The organism is Chryseobacterium gallinarum, assembly GCF_001021975.1.
In the GTDB taxonomy this organism is placed as follows: Bacteria; Bacteroidota; Bacteroidia; order Flavobacteriales; family Weeksellaceae; genus Chryseobacterium; species Chryseobacterium gallinarum.
Genome location: NZ_CP009928.1, coordinates 3,513,248 through 3,537,749 on the forward strand (window position 1 = coordinate 3,513,248; position 24,502 = coordinate 3,537,749).

The window sequence follows — 24,502 nt, forward strand, 5'->3', positions numbered from 1 at the left end:
AGTAAGATGAAAGAATTAGATTTAATCCTCAAAAATATTAAAAATAAAGAAGTTTTACCTATTTATTTTTTCCATGGAGAAGAACCCTACTTTATAGATGTTGCTGTAAAAGCCCTTGAACACGACTTTCTGGAAGAAGATGAAAAAGCTTTCAACCAGACCGTTACTTATGGAAAAGACACTTCCTATCAGGAGATTCTTTCTCTGGCAAGGCAGTTTCCTATGATGGGGAATAAACAGGTAATCATTGTCAAGGAAGCCCAGGATCTGAAACTGAATGAAGAGGAAAACAGGATCCTCGAATCTTATGTAGAAAATCCGGTACCTTCTACAGTACTGGTTTTTGCCCATAAACATAAAAAGCTTGACAGCCGCAAAAAAGCCGCCAAAGCATTGGATAAGGCCAAAGCTCTTTTCCTGAGTGAACCTGTTAGAGAAAGCAATCTTCCCAAATGGATTGCGGATGAATGTACAAAACTTCAAATCAAAACCGCTCCTAATATTTCCCATCTTCTGGCAGAATACCTGGGAAATGACCTGTCGAGAATAGCTAATGAACTTAATAAGTTGAAAATGATTCTCAAAGAGGGTGAAATTCTTGACGGAACCATCATTGAAAATCATATCGGGATCAGTAAAGAGTATAACGTTTTTGAGCTTCAAAAGGCATTAGGAACAAAAAATGCCAATGCAGCTTTTAAAATTGCCCATTTCATGGGTAAAAACCCCAAGAATAATCCGTTTGTGATGATGCTGGCCAGCCTTTACAGTTATTTTTCAAACGTTATAATCTATCAGACCATGGCGGGACAACCTCCCCAAGCTATTGCTTCCCGGATGGGTGTGAATCCCTATTTCATTAAAGATTATGCCGAAAGTGCCAGGTTATATCCTTTAAAACATGCCACAAGGGTGATCTCTATTTTAAGAGAATTTGATATGAAAGGGAAAGGACTTGGAGCTGTGAATATGAGTGAAGCAGAACTGATCAAAGAACTGGTGTATAAGATTATTAATGTGGATAAGATCAAGATGAAAGTATAGGGTTTGAGAGTCTGGCGAGTGCGAATTTTTTAATAATTATTAATGCAAAAAAATATTTTACTATTTGTTTTATCCTTATTTTTACTAAGCTGTACTTCAGGGAAAGTTGTAAAAAACACAGAGAACAACAATCATTATGAAGTAACCCGGTCTGACAATCAAAAAGCGGTACTTGTTTTATTTCCCTGTTTTCCTTGTGATATTGAACATACAAAAGCTGAAGCCGGCTTTTTGAAAAGTATTGAGAAAGAAGGTGTTACAACAATACTTTTAGATTATAATCAAAAACTATTTTTAAAAGAATCTGAAAAGAAGGAATATGCAGCTGTTTTAAACTCCATATTTGATCAGCATCATATTGATAAGGCCAATGTTTTTATAGGAGGATTTTCCAGCGGTGGTAATGTAGCCCTGTTACTTTCTTCTTTTTTAATCAAAAATGAAAACGCTATTCAGCCCAAAGGACTATTGGTGGTAGATTCACCTGTTGACCTGGAACAGCTCTATCATAATGCTGAAAAAGATGTGGCTGCCAACGTAGATCCTGACGCAGTGGAAGAAGGGAAATTCCTTATCGGGCTTTTTGATCAGGAATTAGGAAAACCCGATGAAAACCCGGCAACATATAAAACCGCTTCACCCTATCTGATGACTTCCAATTCAGTGGAAAATATTCAATATTTAAAAAATATCAAAACAAGGTTTTACTGTGAACCGGATCTGGATTGGCAACAGCAAAACAAAGGCAGAAAGTTTGAAGACCTGAACGCTTTTGTTCTTAAAAAAGCCAATGAAGCTTTAGTCAATCTTGGAAATCATACTGCAGAATACATAGAAACCAAGAACCGTGGTATAAGAGCCAACGGTAAAAAACATCCCCATTCCTGGAATATTGTGGAACAGAAGGGACTGGTAAAATGGATGCTGGAGTGAGGAGGTAGATGAAGAGATTAGAAGCGGATAAAATAATCGATCAATTTTAAAATCCGTGTCCTCATCCTAATCCCGCATCTCATACCCTTCATTGACAATCCGCATATCTGATATTGACAAGTATCATTAAAATAACTTTAAAAAAACATTAAAAATTACGAAATTAGCGGACTTAATTGAATTAAATCTTTTCGAACAAATAAATTATGGAGCAAAACATTTTAGATTGTGTGATCGTTGGATCTGGACCTTCTGGTTTCACAGCTGCAATCTATGCAGCAAGAGCAGACTTAAAACCTGAATTGTATACAGGTCTGGAGCCGGGCGGACAATTAACTACCACTACTGAAGTAGATAACTTTCCAGGGTATCCGGCCGGGATTACAGGTCCTGAAATGATGATGGATCTGCAAAAACAGGCAGAAAGATTTGAAACAAAGGTTCACTATGAGATGATCACCAAAGCTGAATTTTCAAAAGAAGTAGGGGGTGTTCACAAACTATATGCAGGTAATAAAGAGATCTTAGCAAAAACTGTTATTATTTCAACAGGAGCTACCGCAAAATATTTAGGGCTGGAAGATGAGAAAAAATATGCCGGGGGAGGAGTTTCAGCTTGTGCTACATGCGACGGGTTTTTCTACAGAGGAAAAGACGTTGTGGTGGTGGGAGCAGGAGACACTGCTGCTGAAGAAGCTACTTATCTGGCAAAATTATGCAGAAAAGTAACCATGCTGGTAAGAAAAGATGTTTTCAGAGCATCAAAAGCAATGATTCACAGAGTAGAAAACACACCGAATATTGAGGTGAAATTCCACCATGAATTGATTGGAATAGAAGGAGAAAACAGTTTGGTGGAAAGAGCTGTGGTCATCAACAACCAGACACAGGAAACTTCTAAGATAGATGTGGAAGGAATTTTCATCGCCATCGGTCACAAACCGAATACGGATATCTTTGTCGGCCAGGTGGATCTTGATGAAAATGGTTATATTCTGACAGAGAAAGGATCTTCAAGAACAAATCTTCCGGGAGTATTTGCAGCAGGAGACGTTCAGGATCATATCTACAGACAGGCTATTACCGCTGCAGGGAGTGGATGCATGGCGGCAATGGATGCAGAGAAATACTTAGCTGAATTACACTAATATCCAGTGTTCAATGATACAGAGCGTGCCCAATGGGTGCGCTTTTTTTGATCTTTAGTTTCCCACAGATTGTTCGGATTTTCACAGATGTTTGTGGATACTTTTTTGTTTACAGATATACAGATACCGCAGATTATGCGGATATGGCTGATTATAAAATCTTTGATTTTTAAACTTCTGTGTTCTTCTTAACATAATGCTTATAACTTCAAAAACTAAAATGTTCAGAAGCTTTTGTGACTTTTGTGGTTAAATTGTAGCTACAGATGCAGAGAAAAGGAAAGTAGATTTAATAAGATTAATATGGTGGCAATTGAAAACAATATGGTTAAGGTGTTTAAGGATGATTTAAGAAAATTCAGAGAATTAAATAAATGTTGAAAGTTTACTATGAATGTGAATAGCAGGGAAAATAGATAGGATGAAATAATTCCCTTGATTTCTAGTCTATTATTAAGTTCTGTTAAAATTTGTTCCTGAAAAGTTTTGCAGGAATTAAAAATCGTTCTATATTTGCACCACTGAAAACAACGGTATAGCCGGAGTTTAGGGAGAGTTGGCAGAGTGGTCGATTGCGGCAGTCTTGAAAACTGTTGACTGTAACAGGTCCGGGGGTTCGAATCCCTCACTCTCCGCAATAATAAAAACCTACTGATCGCAGTAGGTTTTTATTTTTTGAGTTTTTCCCATCCCAACTTTTGAGGGATCAAGTGCAAAGTTATGGTCTTATAATATTTAGATCTATTTAATTTTTAAAATTCACCCAAAGATTTCTTTTTGATTACTCTTTATTTTAAATAAGCTAAGAAATGAATCGATTTTTAATCGCTTCTGATGAAGCGAAGACTTTGCATGCGCTTAGTCAGCAGCTATGCTGTCTTCTTTGCCTACTTGAAATGGAACATTATTTTTTTAAACTTTGCGTGAAAAACGATTTCAATAATTTTGAGCCAATCAATAATGAACAGAATTTTTTATATCCAGACCCAATTTATTATGTCACCAACTTTTGCTCCTGATCCCTTTTGAGACTGCCTCCCATTTTCACTTGTTGTAAATTGCCACAAAAATATTATGTTGCGTCATTATATAATCTCCTGTAGCTTACCACCAATTTCTTTTATTTTGCCTAAAAGACCCTTAAAATGACTTTCGTTAGTAAAAGGATTCTGAATCGAAACCCTTAACCAAAACTCCCCATTGATAGTTGTATTTACAATATAATAGGACCCGTCAAGAAGAATTTCTTTTGAAATCGTATGGTTAATTACATTTAAATTATTACCGTTTTTATACCTGAAACAAACAATATTACTCATAGGTTCCAGGGCAGCTTCAAACTTATCATCATTCTCGATCATAAAATAGAATTTTCTTGCAAGATTGTATAAGGTATCTATATTCTCCCTGTAAATTTCATCACCATAAGTCCGTAAAATCATATAGGTATTTAAAATATGCATCGGTTTGGTACATTCGAAGGTACTCTTCCCGGATTCGCACCAATCATTTTTATCATGGTTGTCAAATAAATAATCAGCTTCCTGCGCAAAGGTTTTTTTTGCATTTTTTCCGTCCCTATAAATAAGAGCCGTTGATAAAGATGGAGCCATCAATAGCTTATGAAAGTCCAGGATAATTGAATCTGCTTGTTCTGCTCCCTTTAGCAAATCCTTATAATCAGGTGAAAAAATAGCGGCACCACCATGTGCCCCATCAACATGAAACCAGATATTATGCTCCCGGGCCCAGCTGCCAATAGCCTCAAGGTCATCATAAACCCCGAGCGATGTAGAACAGGCGCACCCTACGATACATAAAACTTTCTTCCCTTTCAAAGTTAAATCCCGATATACTTCTGTGAGTAATTCCGTCTGCAACTGAAACTTTTCATTTACTGGCAATTGTATAAGTCCTGAAGCTGGAAGTCCTGCAATTTTAGCCGCCCGTTCTATACTATAGTGGGCTTCCCGGGAAACAAGAATTACTAAATCAGGATGATCTTTTTCCTTAAATTGTGCTTTGGCTGCCAAAATAGCTGTAAGGTTTCCAAGTGAGCCTCCTGATGTAATAATCCCGGATGATTGATTCCCGAATCCGAACTTTGTTTTAATATGGTCGGTAACTATTTTTTCTAATGCAGTCCCCACCATACCCATTTCATAAATAGGTAAGCTCTGGTTAAGACAAGAAATAAAAGCAGAGCTCAGTATGGTTAAAGGTAACGGACAGGCAACCTGATGTCCCATATATTTGGGGTTTCTCACATTAATAGACCGGTCAGCTATTTCTTTAAAAAGAGTAACAGGATCGGAAAGCAGTCCCGAACTGAAATCATTCTTCCAGAATTCCATCTGCTTTTCAGGAGCAATCCAGTTCATAGCAGAATGATCTGTGGATTTTTTGAGATGTTGAGCCAAAAGGCTGATTAATTGATAGCCTTGTTGCTCAAATGATGCTGCAGAATATGCTTTACGTAATAATGTGCTCATGATATTTTATTTATGAACAAAATAACAAAGTAAAATTTATTAAAAAAAATACTTATTTATCATCAACTTATTCCTAAATTGCATTAGTATGGATATAGAAGTATTACGAAACTTTTTAAAGCTATCCGAAACATTAAATTTTACAAAAACCTCGGATAAGGTGTTTATTGCACAACCAGCTCTCAGCAGGCAAATAAAAAAGCTTGAAGATGAACTGTCAATTGTATTATTTAAAAGAAACAAGAGAAATGTAGAGCTTACCCCTGCGGGGGCATACTTTAGAAATGAGGTCCAGAAAATAATCAATCAGCTGGATTACTGTATTAAGCAAAGTGCACAGATTGAGAAGGGAGAAATGGGCGAAATCAGAATTGCATACACTCATTCGGTAATGCAGTCTTTTTTACCGGATCTTGTAAAAAAGCTGAACCATGCCTTGCCAGGAATCAAAATCATATTGATAGAAATGTCAAATACCCGCCAGGTAGAAGCTATAAGAAACAGGGAAATAGATATCAGTCTTTCCACTAACCCTACCATTAAAGGCAACTTAAAAAGCAAGGTGTTAAAAGAAGAAAACTTTGCTGTTGTTTTGCCTAAAAACCATCCAATAAACCATTCAAATTTTGTAAGTGTGGCTCAGTTTGAAACCGAGTCTTTTATATTAGCTCCGAAAGCTGATGGAGAATTGTATGTAGGAATCATTGAATCAATATGTATTGATGCCGGATATTTACCAAACGTAATTCATGAATCTTCCCATGCCAGTACAGTTATAAGACTTGTAGAAGCGGGGATTGGGATCACCATTGAGCCGCTCTCCGGATTAATCAGGTATCATAATAATAACATTAAATACATAGAATTAAAGAATATAAAACAAAAAGCGATCATTGTTATGTTATGGAATGCTGATCTGGAATCTACTCACGCCGGGATATTCTCATTAATTAACGACTTTGATTTTTATAATACATAAGATAAAAGTCTATCGGTTACAAGATGGTTTATTTAGGCTATAGCAACAAATCTGATCATTATAAAAGCCTTAGAGTTTGGATTCTAAGGCTTTTTTATTCTGATTATGTATATGCTGTTAACTTAGTATATCACATGGCGCTACACAAACAATCCAGGGACATCTTTTTTTCCCCGGTGGTGGGCAGCATGCCTCAGAGCAGGTTAATGTTCCGCCATTAATATTTTTCAAATGCTCTCTCGGAATTTTCTTATAATTTTTCATAATCAAGTAATTTAAGTGTACAAATTAGGGCTGGTTTCCACCACCACATCCGTCATATGGCATGCATTGCCATTTTCCGTTGATTAAGCAAATCTGGCCTCCAGGGCAATTAATACCACCTTTGATCGCTTTCAGTTCCTGTCTTTCGATTTTCTTTAAATTTTTCATAAGAATATTGTTTTAGTTCAACCCGAAATTAATCAATTTTCGTCAACTAAAGTGTAATTATTTTGAAAATATTTAACTAAGGTGGGGTTTATTTTAAGTTTTTTGCTTTAAAATCTTTTGAACTGAATAAAATATAAAGCATTAAAATACATTACTTCCAAAAAATCTTGCCTTGTGACAAGTCGGTTTTCATAATGGCTTGGTAATTTTGAGTATGAATATTGATTAACTTAAATCCAGATAATATTATGAAAAATACATTCACTCCGGCTCGTTTCTTAAAGCCGCTACTGATAGCAATTATGATGTTTGCTGTATCATCATTATACAGCCAGAAAGTAAAACCCTCCGTAAGCGGTTATATACCTGTTAACGGAATCAAAGTTTATTACGAAGTATATGGTGAAGGGAAACCTCTTGTACTCTTGCATGGTGCTTTTATGACCATTGATACGAATTGGGGACAGCTGATCCCTGACTTGTCGAAAAACCGGAAAGTTATCGCCATCGAGTTGCAGGGACACGGGCATACCCCATTTTCAGACAGAAAATTATCACACGCTAATCTGGCAAGCGATGTCAAAGGAGTAATGGATTATCTGAAAATTGATAAGGCAGATATTGCCGGATACAGCTTTGGCGGTGCAATAGCTTATCAATTTGCCATACAAAACCCTGATAGGCTTAATAAACTGGTAATAATCTCTGCAACCTATAAAAATACAGGCTGGATACCGGAGGTAAATAATGTCTTTAAAACAATGAAACCTGAACTGTTTACTAATAGTCCCATGCAGACTGCCTATGACCAGGTAGCTCCCGATAAAACAAAATGGACAAAATTTTTAGAGCAGATGATCGCTGCTGCAGGCCAGCCTTTTGATCTGGGCGATGCCAATATTTCTAAGATTTCTGCACCTGTTTTAATTATATCCGGTGACAATGATGGACTGGATAAGATTGAACTTGCAAAAACATATAAGCTATTGGGAGGCGGAGTTTCTGCCGATCTGTCCCCAATGCCAAAATCCCGCCTGGCTATTATTCCCGGACAGAGCCATGTGAGCCTGATGATGCAGACCGCAACAATCCTGAATGAGCTGAACAGTTTTTTAAAGTAACCGGTTGAATGGAATATAAAATATCTTAATTAAAAAATAATTACAATGAGAAAAATAAGTGTTTTATCAATGATTACTTTAGATGGTGTGATGCAGGCTCCCGGCGGACCTGAAGAAGATACATCCGGTAATTTTGAATATGGAGGCTGGACAGTATCTTACGGTGATGAACTTTTTGGACAAATTATGCAGGAGGAAATGAAACCTGCTGACTACCTTTTGGGAAGAAAAACATATGATATTTTTTCGTCATACTGGCCGGGCCATGCAGATTTCTGGCCGGCTATTAATAAAGGGACAAAATATGTTTTATCTCAAACCATGGAAAAATCAGATTGGGAAAATACTGTTTTCCTTAAAGATCTGGCAGAAATACAGAAGCTTAAACAATCCGAAGGACCCGATATCCAGGTTTGGGGGAGTAGTGAACTTATCCATCTGTTGCTGAAGCATGATCTTGTCGATGAATTACGGCTTAAAATTTATCCGCTGATCCTTGGCGAAGGCAAAAAACTGTTTGACCATAATGCGGTGTCAGCAGCCTTTGCTTTGACAGAGAGCCATGTGACTTCAAAAGGAGTAATTATTGCCGTTTATAAACGTTCCGGAGAAATAATAACCGGTGATATTGAAATATAAACAGATTATTGTATTGGATATGAATGTAAAATTTGAAGCAGGAATAAATATTGCCATAAAAATTCCAAAAAATAAATACGAAAAAACAGTTGCTTTTTACCGGGACATTCTCAAACTGGAGGTAGAAGAAAAACCGGTTGATAATCCAACTGTTTCCAGGACACATGAAGTAAAATTTGGAAATAATATAATATGGCTGGATTGTGTAGATAACTATACCCATTCCGAAACCTGGTTGCAGCTCACCGTTCCTGATGTAGGAGAAGCTACGGAATATTTACAGTCAAAAGGAGTAGAAATCTGTGACGAAATAGAAGAACTTCCCGAAGATATGCATTGGATTATGGATCCGGCAGGGACTGTTTTTAATATACAGAAATCACAATAATTACTTGATTACCATAATAACGCGAGATTTGCGATAGTTTTGATTTATCGTTTCAGATTAAAAAGATACAGGTCATCAGGCCTGTATCTTTTTTATTGTGCATATAGCCAGATAAAAGCTTTTTTATAGTTTTTTTTTCATAAATGTCACTGATATAAGAATTATTTTTTATATTTATCACGCACCAAAAATTACAACTATGAATTATACCTTTCTTATGATGAATATGCTTCAGTACCGGTATTATCTTTCAATACCGGATCAATTGAATAAAGTTTAAGAGATGTGAGATCATACATCAGAGTGTCTTACTTTAGAGATCAGCACAAGAAAGTGTTCTTCTATTTACTACACCTCTGAACGCTTCCCAAAGATGTTAACAGGAACCTGCCATTTGAAGCCGATGCAGATTCTGTTTTTTTGGTTACTATCCGGCTTTTAACCTGAGAAATTTATTGTTTAAAGCTATATCCTTGAAAGCATGCTCTGTTTCAAGAGGATAAGAGCATGGTTAAGAATGAAATATATCCAAATAAATGTTGGATAGAGGATCATCTCTGGCTTTCCTGTTTCATAGCAGCCCGGATGGTGAATAAATGATAAATATTAATGACAAAAACTAATTTCTAAACTAAGATCTAAATGAGTACACTCAAGTATCCTTTACATCCCTCACAACGGGAAATTTTTATTGACCAGATAATGAACCCCGACAGCGTGCGTAATAACCGTGGGTGTTATTTAATATTAAAAGGACCCGTGGAGAAAAACCTTTTCTTTTCAGCAGTCAACCAGATGTTATCTGCTCATGATGTCTTTCAGCTGCAGTTTAATGCAGATGAATTAGAATCAATGGCTCACCTTGTTCCAGCTTCTTCGGTCGCAGTTTTTTCAGAAAAAGATTTTACCGGAGAATCAGAAGAACAAGCATTATCATGGATGCAGGAACAATTAACGGAACCCGTACTTTTACAACCGGGAAGCTACCCACATTATCATTATTTGCTAAAGATCAGTGACGATACCTATTGGTATTTTATGCACTATCATCATATTATTCTGGATGGTTGGGGATTGGCAAACTGGTTTAAAGCATTAGCGGCATGTTATCGTGAATTAAAAGCAGGCAACAATCCGGTCATAAAAAGCCAGTCTTACGCCATTGCAATGACCAAAGCACACGATGATTATACCTCTTCTGCATACGAAGAAACCAAAAACTATTGGAAAAAGAAATTTAAAGATCCGCTTCCTTCGCTGCTCGAAAAGAAATATACCATACAAAAGGAAGATCAGAGCGGTATATATACCATGCAATTGGATGAAAAGCAAAATGCTTGTTTAGCAGATCTGAAAGAACATACCGGTTCCGGCTTGTCTGCACTTTCGTTAGCCATGCTCAATGTATATTGGGCCCGGATTACCGGTGAGCATGAATTTGCTTTAGGGATAACTCTACATAAAAGAAGAACGGATGAAGAACGTTCCTGTGTGGGAATGTTTTCGGGTGTGTTGCCATTTCATTGCCGGTATGATCCGGAGAAATCCTTTACCGGGTTACTAGCTGAAATAGCCTCCGGACAAAAAGAAAGCTATCCGCATTATCGTTATCTGGTTTCCGATTTTAAAACACTATTCCCGGGTGATGAAGAAAAAATATCTCCCCTTGAGATTATCGTAAACCATGCAAGACTTGATTTTACACTGGATTTTGGATCTGACCTGTTTTCAGATCTGAAACTGATAAGGCACAATCACCAGTTATTTCCATTAGAAATATTCTGGCGGGAATTCGGTGAAAATCACCCTTTACATATAGATTTTATATACAATAAAGCCTATTTTTCTCCTGACGAAATACAACTTTTTGCGAATCGTTTCCTGCATATTCTCGAACAATGTGCGCAGAACCCTGAAATCAAACTAAAAAATATTGCAGTAATACCCTCTGAAGAATTGTTACTGATAGAACAATACTCTAATGAGAAGATTACATATACTTCTGATGATACCATTTTATCAATGTTTGCGGCACAGGTTGCTGCCCGTCCGGATGCGGTCGCGGTTATTTCGGGAGAAGAAAAACTTACGTACTCAAAGCTTGCAGGTCTTTCTGATGCATTGGCTGTACATTTAAAAGAAAGGGGAGTGGCTCCGGGTATGCCGGTGGTTGTATGTATGGAGCGTACCGCTGAATTGATGATTGCTGTTCTGGCCGTTCTCAAGGCAGGTGCAGCCTATGTGCCTGTAGAACCGGATTTCCCGGCAGAACGGTTACAGGTGCTGATGGCAGAAATAGAAAGCAAAACTGTAGTAACTACCGGTGCTTATGCATCTTTGTTCAGTAATTCGGAAGTTGTTTGTCTGGATGTTTTATCCTTAGTTTTGGGAGAACCCTTACATGCTGCAGTGGATAGCGGAGACATGGCTTACATTATGTTTACCTCAGGCTCAACAGGCAAGCCCAAAGGAGTAATGGTTACTCATCGTAATGTAACCAGCCTGGTAAAAGCAACAGAATATTTTCCGATTACAGCAAATGATTCGATATTGGCAGGCGGATCTTTTGCCTTTGATGCCAGTACTTTTGAATACTGGGGCGCTTTATTGAACGGAGGAACACTGGTGATGGCTACCAAAGCGGAATTAATAGATACTGCAACATTAAAAACCATTATTCGAACGAAGGGTGTGACTAAAATGTTCTTCACAACAGGATGGTTTAATTTATTGGCAGATACAGATGTTTCGGTATTTGAGACATTGGAAGCTGTGATAGTCGGAGGGGAGCGCTTTTCTATCCGGCATGCACGGAAGATACAAGCCCATTGTAAAGACTTACGAATTGTCAATGGCTATGGACCTACCGAAAATACAACCTTTTCAATAGCGTACACAATTAATGATACTATTGAATCAGGAGAAACACCAATAGGGACGCCCCTTCAATACCGAAGTGCTTATATCCTCAATAACCACCAGGAACATGTTCCCATTGGTGTAACGGGAGAACTTTATCTGGGCGGAGCGGGATTGTCTGATGGATATTACAACCGTCCTGAACTTACAGCTAAAGTCTTTATTCCCCATATATTCAAAGAAGGGAGTGGCGAAAGGCTTTATAAAACCGGTGACCTGGTTCGCTGGTTACCTGACGGGAATATTGTTTTTGCAGGACGTACAGACGATCAGGTTAAAGTAAGGGGATTCCGCATAGAACCTGGTGAAGTAACAGCTGTACTGCTTCGGTCACCGATGATCAGGCAGGCAGTGGTGGTTGCCCGGCCTGATGCTACAGGCAGTTACCAGTTGGTAGCATATGTAACGGCTTCTGACCATACTTACCAGAAAGAAGATTTGTTACAGTGGCTTGAAATGCAGCTGCCTGGTTATATGATTCCGGCCCATATCATTGTATTGGAAGCCCTTCCTCTCAATGCTAACGGTAAGGTAGACCGTAAGGCCTTACCTGTTCCTGAACAAACACGGTCCGAACAGGATAATGTCCCACGCAATGCAACGGAAAGTCGCCTGGCTGAAATCTGGCAGGAACTGTTACAGGTCTCTAAGGTCGGTATCCATGATAATTTCTTCCATCTGGGAGGGCATTCTCTGATGGCAATGCGGGTAAGTGCCTTTATCAAAAATGAATGGGGACTGCGTGTGGCTCCTACTGTATTGTTTAACTGTAAAACCATTGAACGCCTTGCTGCCCATATTGACCAGCTCAAGGGCCAGGATCCTGCAGGCAGTATAATCCGCTCCCCGGAACATTATACAGATCAAAAGCTTCCCCTTTCCTTTGGCCAGGAACGCCTATGGTTTATAGACTGCCTGCATGGTAGTGTTCAATACCATATTATCTCTGTATTCAGGCTCAAAGGACCTCTTGATATACCATCCCTTGAAAAAGCACTGGGATATATTGTAGACCGTCATGAAGCTTTGCGTACTGTAATCCGTGAGGAGGAGGGTGTTCCTTACCAGCATATCCTGGAGAAAAACAACTGGAAGGCTGATATTTATAAAGGTGAGCCATTGGATGAGCAAGGTGTTGATTCCCTGATAGATGATTGGGTGAGAACCCCTTTTGACCTTTCAGCAGAACATATGCTTCGTGCCCATCTCATTCCGGTTTCTTCCTCTGACCATATATTGGTAATCAATATTCACCATATCGCGGCAGACGGCTGGTCTATGTCTGTTTTATCAAAAGAGCTTGATCTTTGCTACCGGGCTTATCTTCAGGGTGAAGAACCTGAATTGGCTGAATTGCCATTACAATACAAAGAGTACTCAGTTTGGCAGCGCAGACAGGAATCTCTTTTAGAAGATAAACTGGAGTATTGGCAGCGTAAACTTAATGGAGTAACTTTATTGAATATGCCTACTGACTATGTTCGTTCTGCACGGCAAAGTGTCCGTGGGGATTCGATGAAGTTCAGGGTAAATAAAGAGCTTACCGGGCAGCTTAAATCCTTCTCTGTAAGGGAGGATGTTACATTGTATATGACGCTGTTGACAGCCTTTAAGGTGCTTCTTCACCGTTACTGTTCGCAGGATGACATTTGTGTGGGCGGAGCCATATCGGGGCGTTTACAGCAGGAGTTTGAACCTTTGATTGGCTTTTTTGTCAACACCCTTGCCTTACGTACGGATTTGAGCGGGGATCCTGATTTCCGGGAAGCATTGCAACGTGTCAAAGGAACATTATTAGAAGCGTATGACCACCAGGAGGTTCCTTTTGAAAGAATTGTAAAAAAGGTAGTAGCGGAAAGGGATATAAGCCAGAACCCGCTTTTCCAGGTAGTATTTGTATTGCAGAATGCTCCGGATGCAGAAATGAATACCCTTGATGAAGTCAGCCTTGAAAAAATGAACTACCAGTATCGTACCAGCCAGTTTGACCTTCATTTTTCGGTACATGAAACCCCGGATGGCTTGTTGGCTAACGTTGCTTACTGTAATGACCTTTTCAACTCTTCAACAATAGAACGTTTGCTGGGACATTTTGAACGGCTTTTAGAATCAGTGGTATCAATGCCCGATGTAGCGATTGGGAAAATGCCGATGCTAAGTGCCCGGGAAACCGACCAGTTATTATATTCCTTCAGTGGTATTCCGGCGAGTTATCCTGGTGATCAGACCATCGTGAGTTTGTTTACCGGCCAGGCACTGCGTACCCCGGACCATATTGCCGTTAGCTTCGAGGGAGAGCACCTGAGTTACCGTATGCTTGATGAGCAATCCACCGGGCTTGCGAAACGGCTGAAGCTTGCCGGGGTGGAAAAAGGCAGTCTTGTTCCCATCTGTACGGGTCATTGCCTGGAAATGATGGTAGGGATTTTAGCAGTTCTGAAAGCAGGTGGGGTATATGTACCTGTAGATCCTGAATACCCTGAAGACCGTATCCGCTTTATCCTGTCTGATACCCGGGCTGAAGTTGTACTGGTGCTGGAAAGTACATTAAAAGCTGTACAGGATGTGTATGAATCCCTTTTCATATGCCTTGACGGAGAATGGTTCATGGAAGAGGAGCCTGTTGAGCTGCCTGTTTGTGAGCCAGATCAGCCCGCTTATATCATTTATACTTCGGGATCCACGGGACAGCCTAAAGGGGTGGTTATTCCCCACCGTAATGTGGTGCGTTTGTTTATGACTTCTGAGCCATTGTATGATTTTAATGAACATGATGTCTGGACGATGTTCCATTCTTATTCTTTTGACTTTTCCGTCTGGGAAATGTATGGTGCCCTTTTCTATGGTGGAAGGCTGGTGATTGTTCCGCGTGTGATGGCCCGGGATAAGATGGCATTTACAAGGCTTTTGGAAGAAGAGGGAGTTACCGTCCTGAACCAGACCCCTTCAGCTTTTTATGTTTTGCAGGAATCTGTTTTGCTGAATCCTGTTTCGCTGCAGGTTCGCTATGTTATTTTCGGAGGGGAAGCTTTACATCCGGTCCGGTTAAAAGGCTGGCACAGGCTGTTCCCATCCTGCAAATTAATCAATATGTATGGGATTACGGAGACTACGGTACATGTTACCTATCATGAGATTACCGAAAAGGAGATGAATGGCAGCGGCAGTGTGATTGGTAAACCTATTCCTACATTGCGTGCTTATATCCTGGATAAGAACCTGCAGCTTGTTCCTGTAGGGGTTACAGGGGAGCTTTACATAGGCGGGGCGGGACTGTCTGATGGATATTACAACCGTCCTGAACTTACAGCTAAAGCCTTTATTTCCCATATATTCAAAGAAGGGAATGGAGAAAGACTTTATAAAACCGGTGACCTGGTCCGCTGGTTACCTGACGGGAATATTGTTTTTGTAGGACATACGGACGATCAGATCATCATAAGAGGAGTTTGTGTAAGGACTGGTGAAGTAACAGCTGTACTGCTTCGGTCACCGATGATCAGGCAGGCAGTGGTGGTTGCCCGGCCTGATGCTACAGGCAGTTACCAGTTGGTAGCATATGTAACGGCTTCTGACCATACTTACCAGAAAGAAGATTTGTTACAGTGGCTTGAAATGCAGCTGCCTGGTTATATGATTCCGGCCCATATCATTGTATTGGAAGCCCTTCCTCTCAATGCTAACGGTAAGGTAGACCGTAAAGCTTTACCTGTTCCTGAGCAAACCTTATCTGAACAGGGTAATGACCCACGCAATGCAACGGAAAGCCGCCTGGGTGAAATCTGGCAGGAACTGCTACAGGTCCCTAAGGTCGGTATCCATGATAATTTCTTCCATCTGGGAGGGCATTCTCTGATGGCAATGCGGGTAAGTGCCTTTATCAAAAATGAATGGGGACTGCATGTAACTCCTACTGTATTGTTTAACTGTAAAACCATTGAACGCCTTGCTGCCCATATTGACCAGCTCAAGGGCCAGGATCCTGCAGGCAGTATCATCCGTTCCCCGGAACATTATACAGATCAAAAGCTTCCCCTTTCCTTTGGCCAGGAACGCCTATGGTTTATAGACTGCCTGCACGGTAGTGTTCAATACCATATTATCTCTGTATTCAGGCTTAAAGGACCTCTTGATATACCATCCCTTGAAAAAGCACTGGGATATATTGTAGACCGTCATGAAGCTTTGCGTACTGTAATCCGTGAGGAGGAGGGTGTTCCTTACCAGCATATCCTGGAGAAAAACAATTGGAAGGCTGACATTTATAAAGGTGAGCCACTGGATGAGCAAGGTATTGATTCCCTGATAGATGATTGGGTGAGAACCCCTTTTGACCTTTCAGCAGAACATATGCTTCGTGCCCATCTCATTCCGGTTTCTTCCTCTGACCATATATTGGTAATCAATATTCACCATATCGCGGCAGACGGCTGGTCTATGTCTGTTTTATCAAAAGAGCTTGATCTTTGCTACCGGGCTTATCTTCAGGGTGAAGAACCTGAATTGCCTGAATTGCAGTTACAATACAAAGAGTATTCGATCTGGCAGCGGCAACAGGAGCCAGCACTGATCAGCGAACTGGAATATTGGCAGCGTAAACTCAATGGCGTGGCTCTATTGAATATGCCTACCGACTATGTTCGTTCTGCACGGCAGAGTGTCCGTGGGGATTCGATGAAGTTCAGGGTAAACAAAGAGCTTACCAGGCAGCTTAAATCCTTTTCTGTAAGGGAGGATGTTACATTGTATATGACACTGTTGACAGCCTTTAAGGTGCTTCTTCACCGTTACTGCTCCCAGGATGATATTTGTGTGGGCGGAGCTATATCCGGGCGTTTGCAACAAGAGTTTGAACCTTTGATTGGCTTTTTTGTCAACACCCTTGCCCTACGTACGGATTTGAGCGGGGGTCCTGATTTCCGGGAAGCATTGCAACGTGTCAAAGGAACATTATTAGAAGCATATGACCACTAGGAGGTTCCTTTTGAAAGGGTTGTCAAGCAAGTGTTGGGAGAACGTGACACCAGCAGAAATCCGCTTTTCCAGGTAGTATTTGTATTGCAGAATGCTCCGGATGCAGAAATGAATACCCTTGATGAAGTCAGCCTTGAAAAAATGAACTACCAGTATCGTACCAGCCAGTTTGACCTTCATTTTTCGGTACATGAAACCCCGGATGGCTTGTTGGCTAACGTTGCTTACTGTAATGACCTTTTCAACTCTTCAACAATAGAACGTTTGCTGGGACATTTTGAACGGCTTTTAGAATCAGTGGTATCAATGCCCGATGTAGCGATTGGGAAAATGCCGATGCTAAGTGCCCGGGAAACCGATCAGTTATTATATTCCTTCAGTGGTATTCCGGCGAGTTATCCTGGTGATCAGACCATCGTGAGTTTGTTTACCGGCCAGGCACTGCGTACCCCGGACCATATTGCCGTTAGCTTCGAGGGAGAGCACCTGAGTTACCGTATGCTTGATGAGCAATCCACCGGGCTTGCGAATCGGCTGAAGCTTGCCGGGGTGGGAAAAGGCAGTCTTGTTCCCATCTGTACCGGTCATTGCCTGGAAATGATGGTAGGGATTTTAGCAGTCCTGAAAGCAGGTGGGGTATATGTACCTGTAGATCCTGAATACCCTGAAGACCGTATCCGCTTTATCCTGTCTGATACCCGTGCTGAAGTTGTACTGGTGCTGGAAAATACATTAAAAGCTGTACAGGATGTGTATGAATCCCTTTTCATATGCCTTGACGGAGAATGGTTCATGGAAGAGGAGCCTGTTGAGCTGCCTGTTTGTGAGCCAGATCAGCCCGCTTATATCATTTATACTTCGGGATCCACGGGACAGCCTAAAGGGGTGGTTATTCCCCACCGTAATGTGGTGCGTTTGTTTATGACTTCTGAGCCATTGTATGATTTTAATGAGAATGATGTCTGGACGATGTTCCATTCTTATTCTTTTGACTTTTCCGTCTGGGAAATGTATGGTGCCCTTTTCTATGGTGGAAGGCTGGTGATTGTTCCGCGTGTGATGGCCCGGGATACGATGGCATTTACAAGGCTTTTGGAAGAAGAGGGAGTTACCGTCCTGAACCAGACCCCTTCAGCTTTTTATGTTTTGCAGGAATCTGTTTTGTTGAATCCTGTTTCGCTGCAGGTTCGCTATGTTATTTTCGGAGGGGAAGCTTTACATCCGGTCCGGTTAAAAGGCTGGCACAGGCTGTTCCCATCCTGCAAATTAATTAATATGTATGGGATTACGGAGACTACGGTACATGTTACCTACCAGGAAATTACCGAAAAGGAGATGAATGGCAGCGGCAGTGTGATTGGTAAACCTATTCCTACATTGCGTGCTTATATCCTGGATAAGAACCTGCAGCCTGTTCCTGTAGGGGTACCCGGAGAATTATGTATTGCAGGAGAAGGATTGGCTACGGGTTACTTAAACAGAACAGAGCTTACAGCAGAACGGTTTATCAGGAATCCGTTCAGTGAAAACGATCAGGAAAAATTATACAAAGCCGGTGATTGGGGCAAATGGTTAGAAGATGGAAGCATCGAATACCTGGGACGTATAGATCATCAGGTGAAAATACGGGGTTATCGCATTGAGCTTGGAGAGATAGAGTATGCTGTAAACAAATTACCAGAGGTAATGGAAAGCTGTGTGGTGGTAAAGAACTCGGAAGATCAGACAGATAAAAAGCTGGTTTGCTATTATGTCCCTGAAGTAAATGTAGTGAAACAGTTGGAGAAGTCCCTTCATCAGGATCAGGTGAATAACTGGCAGGTGCTCTATGAAGATACCTATGGTAAAATGGATGCTGCTGATGAAACAATAGAATTTGATATTACCGGCTGGAATGATTCTTTCACCGGAGAAGCTATTCCTGAACCCGAAATGAAGGAATGGCTTAATGATATCTGCCGGGTTATTCTTTCACAGCAGCCACAACATGTGCTTGAGATAGGATGCGGAACAGGGATGATTTATTATCAGCTGGCCCCTCATATCAGGCAATATACAGGAGTAGATCTCTCGCACCATTCAGTAGAGCAGATACGCCGTCACATTAAAAATCACCCGGATGATTTCCCTGCCACACATCTGCGGGCCTGTGCGGCACATGAAGTAAGACCCGACGAAATGGAACATACCGATACCATTATCCTTAATTCAGTCATACAGTACTTTCCGGGAGAAGATTATCTTACTGAGATTATTGCAGCAAATATTACCCGCCTGGATGGTTATGGACGTATTATTCTCGGAGATGTAAGAGATAATCGTCTTTTATATGATTTTAAATCCCGGTTATGTCTGGATAAGATACAGGAACATGCAGAAATTAATGAGTTCCGCTGGCTGGTAGATCAGGAGATGATGAAAGAGGAAGAACTATGTTTTGCTCCTGATTATTTTTATCAGCTGAAAAACAAGTTTCCTGAAATCACCCATGTAGATATATGCTGGAAAACAGGAGAGGCAATCAATGAGCTTACCCTTTACCGTTTTACCGTTATCCTTCATATAGGAATAAATAAAAAACTGCTACAACCGGAATGGACGGATTGGAGTACCATCAGAACTGATCCTGAAAAATGCCTGGCTGATGATCTTCCGGTAGTGGCAATACGTGATATGCCAAACTACAGACTATGGAAAGAACAGCAGTTAGCCGCCAGGCTTGCCGATAAAACAACAATGAATGTACGTGACCTGCTGTATGCTATTGAACAGCCTTCTCATGAAACTGAAACGATATCAGCCTTGCTGAAGAAAGCAGCTGAGCGAGGATATCATATACGCATGATGCCTGCTACAAATGCTATGCATATTAATCTATTGCTTGAGAAAAATCCGGTAGCTGACTTTATAGAAACGCCTTATGAAGCGACTTCCTATATGACGTATAGCAATATTCCTCTTTTTCCGGATATCATGATTATCATGCAAAAGAATCTTAGGGAAGCATTGGCCAAAGCTATTCCTGACTATATGATTCCTGCAGATATGATAGCCTTACAGCATATGCCTGTCACGTCCAACGGGAAAACAGATCGGGGGGTTCTCTCCCGGATTGAGGATCAGCAGAGAAAACGGAGTGCCGGATATGAAATTCCGTCCAGCCCGATGGAGATCCTGCTTGCGGACATCTGGCAGGAATTATTAGGAATAGAACGTGTGGGAGCACTAGATAACTTCTTTGAGATCGGAGGAGATTCTATCCGTGTTGTAAAAGTAGCGGCACGCATTAAAAACAGAACCGGGGCAGAAGTGAGTGTAGCCGATATTTATGGGGCCCGTACCGTTCGTGATTTAGCAGCCTTATTGGAAAACGCGGATCAAGACAATAAGAATGAAGTTGTTGCAGAAATAACCCGGGAACTGTTTGAGCTGGAACAAAAATATTCGTCTTTGCCGGATTATGAAGGGGAGTTAGAATCTGTTTATCCTATGAGCAGTATTCAGAGTGGTATGATTTACGATTCATTGCGCAATCCGGACGCTGCCATTTATCATGATCAGTTTCTGTATCCTGTAAAAAAACAATTGAATAAAGAACTTTTTGAACAGGCTTTAAAGCTGATGGCGGATAAACATGAGATATTAAGGACTGTTTTTTATCCGGGGCTTCACGATACCGGGTTACAGGCAGTGTCCCGCACGATATCAGTAACCGTAGACGAACTGGATATGTCTGATGAGGATATGCATGCAGTACAGCAATATCTGGAAAGCTATCTGGCAAAAGAACGCTTACTCTCTTTCGATATCCAGAGAGGTCCTTTATGGCGAGCTGCTCTTTTACATTGGAAGGAAGGTACTGTCTTCATTCTGCAGTTTCATCATGCTATCCTGGATGGCTGGAGTGTGGCAGCTTTTAATACGGAGCTTTTTAACCTTTATTTACAATTGGAAAAGAATCCTGTTTGCGAGCCGTTATCACGCTTAAATGGTCATTATCGTGATTTTGTGAAAGAAGAAATGAGCAGAAAAAAGCAGGCATTGGATCATGCTTTCTGGTTAAAAGAAATGGAAGACCATCACCGCCTTGATATTTTTACCCAGGAAGAGCATCATGAAAATATTGTGGAGGGATATGATATCCGGGTATTAAATGACCTTAAAGTTCTGACGAAAAATCATGGGCTCTCCCTGAAGGGGGTATTTCTTGGGGCTGCCCTGTATGCGTTGAGTATGTTCAGCTACAGGCGTAAAATTACCATTGGCCTGGTGACCAATAACCGTCCTATAGTGGAAGATGGTGATAAATTGCTTGGATGTTTTCTCAATACTATTCCGTTTGTCTTTGAGATGCCTGGACCAGATCTATCCTGGATAGACTATTTCAGAAGGGTAGAAGATAAGTTAAAAGAGCTGGAAATCCATGACCGTACACCACTTGCCGAAATTGCACGGATCAACGGTGAGTCTTCACCTCATGAAAATCCTTTTTTTGATGTTATTTTTAATTTTATCAATTTCCATATTTATGACGAGCTTGAGAAAGATTTTGTGAATATAGGGCTAGGAAAAGAAACGCTTACGGGAAGTAGCTTCGGAGTGGCCAATACTTTTCTTGATTTTTCCGTAAGCCTTACAGGGAATGATCTGAAAACCATTGTCTCACTTACCAGGACGCTCCAAAGCGGCAAAACCCCTCAACACCTCAAATCTTATTTCGATCATGTCTTGGATTGTTTCTGTTACCATGCCGAAGAAACAATAGGTAAACAATGGGTATTGCCTGCAGATGAACAGGAATATCTCATTAAAAACCTTAACAATACGACGAAGGATTTCTCACAAGATGCCACACTTTCTTCTGCCTTCGACAAGGTAGCAATAGATTTTGCTGATAAGGTTGCATTGATTACCCCTGAAAAAGAGTACACTTACCAGACATTGCAGGAATGGGTGGACAAGCTGGTAGCCTTACTTATTAATAGCGGTGTTACTCCCGGAATGTATGTCCCATTGATTGCGGACCGCACTGCAAATACAGTGGCAAGCATATTGGCGATTATGAAAGCCGGGGCAGCCTACGTCCCGATCGATCCTAAAACTCCTCAGAACAGGATGGCCATGATATTGGATGATACGAAAGCCGGCCTTGTTTTAGGACATCATCAGCCTGTGTTTGAACTTCCTTCCGGCGTTACATTTATTTCTACAACGGAACTTCCTGATCTGTTAACCGATGTAGAGCTTCCGGAGTTGACCTCCTTATCCTCTGCCTATGTAATTTATACTTCAGGCTCTACCGGGATGCCTAAGGGAGTACCGGTAAAACATAGATCTGTCATAAATCTGATAGAAGATTCCGGTTCGCATTTTGGTTTTACGGCGGATGAACGTTTACTCCAATTTGCAAGCTTTACTTTCGATGCATCAGTAGAAGGAATGTTCCTGTCCTTATTGAATGGCTCCACACTTGTATTACCGGGCAGTGAAGATTTATATGATCCTGATCTTTTCTGTCAGTTTGTAACCACACAACAGATTACTCATCTCGATCTTACGCCAGGTTTTTTACAAAGTCTCGGGCCTGTAAAACCAGCTCCTGCACTTAAGCGCATTGTTGTAGGAGGGGAAGAATGCCCGCCGGAGCTTGCCGTATACTGGTCTCAACATGTAGATTTTTATAATGCCTACGGGCCTACGGAAACCACAGTAACGGCTACCCGGTATAAATACGCAGGTACAGCCTTAAGGAAAATACCAATAGGCAGGCCAATACAGAATGTAGCTGTATATATATTGGATGAGATGCAGCAATTATTACCGGCAGGTGTAGCCGGAGAAATCTGCATCAGCGGAGCAGGCGTAGCCGATGGCTACCTGCATCGTCCGGAACAAACGGCTCAAAGGTTTATACGCAATATTTTTGATGACGGTCCGGATGCCGTTTTGTACCGGACCGGAGATATAGGAAAATGGCTTCCGGATGGTACTCTGGAATATCAGCACAGAGCTGACGACCAGGTAAAAATACGTGGCTATCGTATAGAACCGGGCGAGGTAGAAGCTGTATTATTAAAACATCCTGGTATTAAACAGGCTGCTGTAGTGGTGCAGGCAGATATACATCATGATAAACGGCTTGTAGCGTATGTATCACGATCTGTTGACGAACTGTCCACAGAACATATTATTTCTTACCTGCATGAACAGCTTCCTTACTATATGATCCCATCCTATATCAAGGTATTGCCGCAAATTCCGCTTACCGTTACAGGAAAGATAGACCGGAATGCTCTCAGCATTAATTCCTCAGTACAATCTGAAAGCCGCCAACTCATTCTTCCGGCTAATCCAATGGAAGATATGCTGGCAGAAATATGGCAGGATTTATTAGGTATAGATGAAATCAGTACAGATGATGACTTTTTTGAATTAGGCGGGCATTCGCTCACTACGTTACAACTGCTTGGCCGTATACGGGAAGCAGGACATGAAATACAATTACGTGAAATACTTTCCCGGACAACTATAGCCAAACAGGCTATTTTCCTGATGAACCGTCAACAACCCCATGGAGCCTCTCATTCACAGCATAGGCATATCCGGTTGCTAAATAACAGCCATCATCCCCAGAAAATATTTTTATTGCCGGGTTCAAATGGTAATTGTGACGGGTATGATGAATTGGCAGATGCTCTTTCCTCATCAGCGAAAGTATTTGGTATTCAGATGATGGGTGTATTGGAAGGGGAAAAACCATTACACAGCATGAAAGAAATTGCCAAACTACAGCTGGACTGGATCCGGGAAATACAGCCTGCTGGTCCGTATCAGTTTATGGCGCATTCCTTTGGCGGGCATGTAATGTTTGAAATGATTCAACAATTGGAACAAGCCGGTGAGAAAGTAGAAATGGCTTCCATACTGGATATGTCCACTACCTTACCGCATATGTTTTCTGATGCGGATGCCGTACTGGATTTTGTGATCGGTTCACTTGTTAAATACGGAATATTAAAAGATTCTGCGCCGGAATGGAAGGGAAATCTGCATTCTGAATTGACAGCATTAATGTCTCAGAAGAAGATTCCGGATATCAGCGGATTGCTGAAAGATAAACTCAAAACATCTGCTGAAGACACCGGGCTTATTCTTCGTATTATTGATTTGAATATCAGTAATATGATGCTTGATTATACCATTTCGGGTAAAGTGAATGCCCCTCTTATTGTGATAAAAGCAACGGAGAATCCGGTTTCTCACGACCTTCCTGCATTTGGATGGGAACATCACAGTACATCGGTACAGGCAGCAGACGTTTCCGGAGGGCATTTTACAATGCTTTATAAAGATTCAGCAATAGAAATAGCAGGTTTATTACAGCAATTCATGGTTGAAATGATTGAACAGTAAACAAAAACTTTAATAACGTT

The 24,502-nt window shown here is 40.9% G+C and carries 9 protein-coding genes, 1 tRNA gene and 1 pseudogene; 9 read left to right on the forward strand and 2 right to left on the reverse strand.

Going from position 1 to position 24,502, the window contains the following annotated elements; all coding sequences use genetic code 11:
* The first annotated feature begins 6 nt into the window (after positions 1-6).
* The 4 genes from holA to OK18_RS15825 all read left to right on the forward strand — a co-directional run bounded on the left by holA (position 7) and on the right by OK18_RS15825 (position 3,760).
* Positions 7-1,044, forward strand: coding sequence for a DNA polymerase III subunit delta (gene holA / locus OK18_RS15810; RefSeq protein ID WP_053328622.1), 1,038 nt, complete (start codon positions 7-9; stop codon positions 1,042-1,044).
* A gap of 42 nt (positions 1,045-1,086) precedes the next feature.
* Positions 1,087-1,977 carry an alpha/beta hydrolase fold domain-containing protein gene (locus tag OK18_RS15815; protein WP_053328623.1) on the forward strand — a complete coding sequence of 297 codons (891 nt, stop codon included), beginning with the start codon at positions 1,087-1,089 and terminating at the stop codon, positions 1,975-1,977.
* Between the two features lie 206 nt (positions 1,978-2,183).
* Complete coding sequence (trxB, locus tag OK18_RS15820) at positions 2,184-3,125, forward strand: thioredoxin-disulfide reductase (protein ID WP_050021293.1); 942 nt, start codon at positions 2,184-2,186, stop codon at positions 3,123-3,125.
* A 550-nt stretch (positions 3,126-3,675) separates the two neighbouring features.
* Positions 3,676-3,760 (forward strand) — tRNA-Ser (locus OK18_RS15825).
* 450 nt (positions 3,761-4,210) lie between these two features.
* Here the strand turns inward: OK18_RS15825 and OK18_RS15830 are convergent.
* A complete protein-coding gene (locus OK18_RS15830) occupies positions 4,211-5,617 on the reverse strand; it encodes a pyridoxal phosphate-dependent decarboxylase family protein (RefSeq protein ID WP_050021292.1) in 1,407 nt (468 codons plus the stop codon).
* Positions 5,618-5,705: 88 nt separating this feature from the next.
* Between OK18_RS15830 and OK18_RS15835 the strand changes: the two genes are divergently transcribed.
* On the forward strand, positions 5,706-6,596 hold the full coding sequence (locus OK18_RS15835; protein WP_053328624.1) for a LysR family transcriptional regulator: 891 nt from the start codon (positions 5,706-5,708) through the stop codon (positions 6,594-6,596).
* A gap of 288 nt (positions 6,597-6,884) precedes the next feature.
* Here OK18_RS15835 and OK18_RS21315 read toward each other — a convergent pair whose 3' ends face one another.
* Positions 6,885-7,028, reverse strand: a complete 144-nt coding sequence (locus OK18_RS21315; RefSeq protein ID WP_156173307.1) for a bacteriocin-like protein — start codon at positions 7,026-7,028, stop codon at positions 6,885-6,887.
* A 248-nt stretch (positions 7,029-7,276) separates the two neighbouring features.
* Here OK18_RS21315 and OK18_RS15840 point away from each other — a divergent pair, with 248 nt between their 5' ends.
* The 4 genes and pseudogenes from OK18_RS15840 to OK18_RS21740 all read left to right on the forward strand — a co-directional run bounded on the left by OK18_RS15840 (position 7,277) and on the right by OK18_RS21740 (position 24,482).
* The gene (locus OK18_RS15840; protein ID WP_053329395.1) at positions 7,277-8,149 is read left to right on the forward strand and encodes an alpha/beta fold hydrolase; all 873 of its coding nucleotides are present in this window, start codon (positions 7,277-7,279) and stop codon (positions 8,147-8,149) included.
* Positions 8,150-8,194: 45 nt separating this feature from the next.
* Positions 8,195-8,788 carry a dihydrofolate reductase family protein gene (locus OK18_RS15845; RefSeq protein WP_053328625.1) on the forward strand — a complete coding sequence of 198 codons (594 nt, stop codon included), beginning with the start codon at positions 8,195-8,197 and terminating at the stop codon, positions 8,786-8,788.
* Positions 8,778-9,176, forward strand: coding sequence for a VOC family protein (locus OK18_RS15850; RefSeq protein WP_228377626.1), 399 nt, complete (start codon positions 8,778-8,780; stop codon positions 9,174-9,176). Before OK18_RS15845 ends, OK18_RS15850 begins: the two co-directional genes overlap by 11 nt.
* 642 nt (positions 9,177-9,818) lie before the next feature.
* Positions 9,819-24,482, forward strand: a pseudogene (locus tag OK18_RS21740) (amino acid adenylation domain-containing protein).
* Positions 24,483-24,502 lie beyond the last annotated feature (20 nt).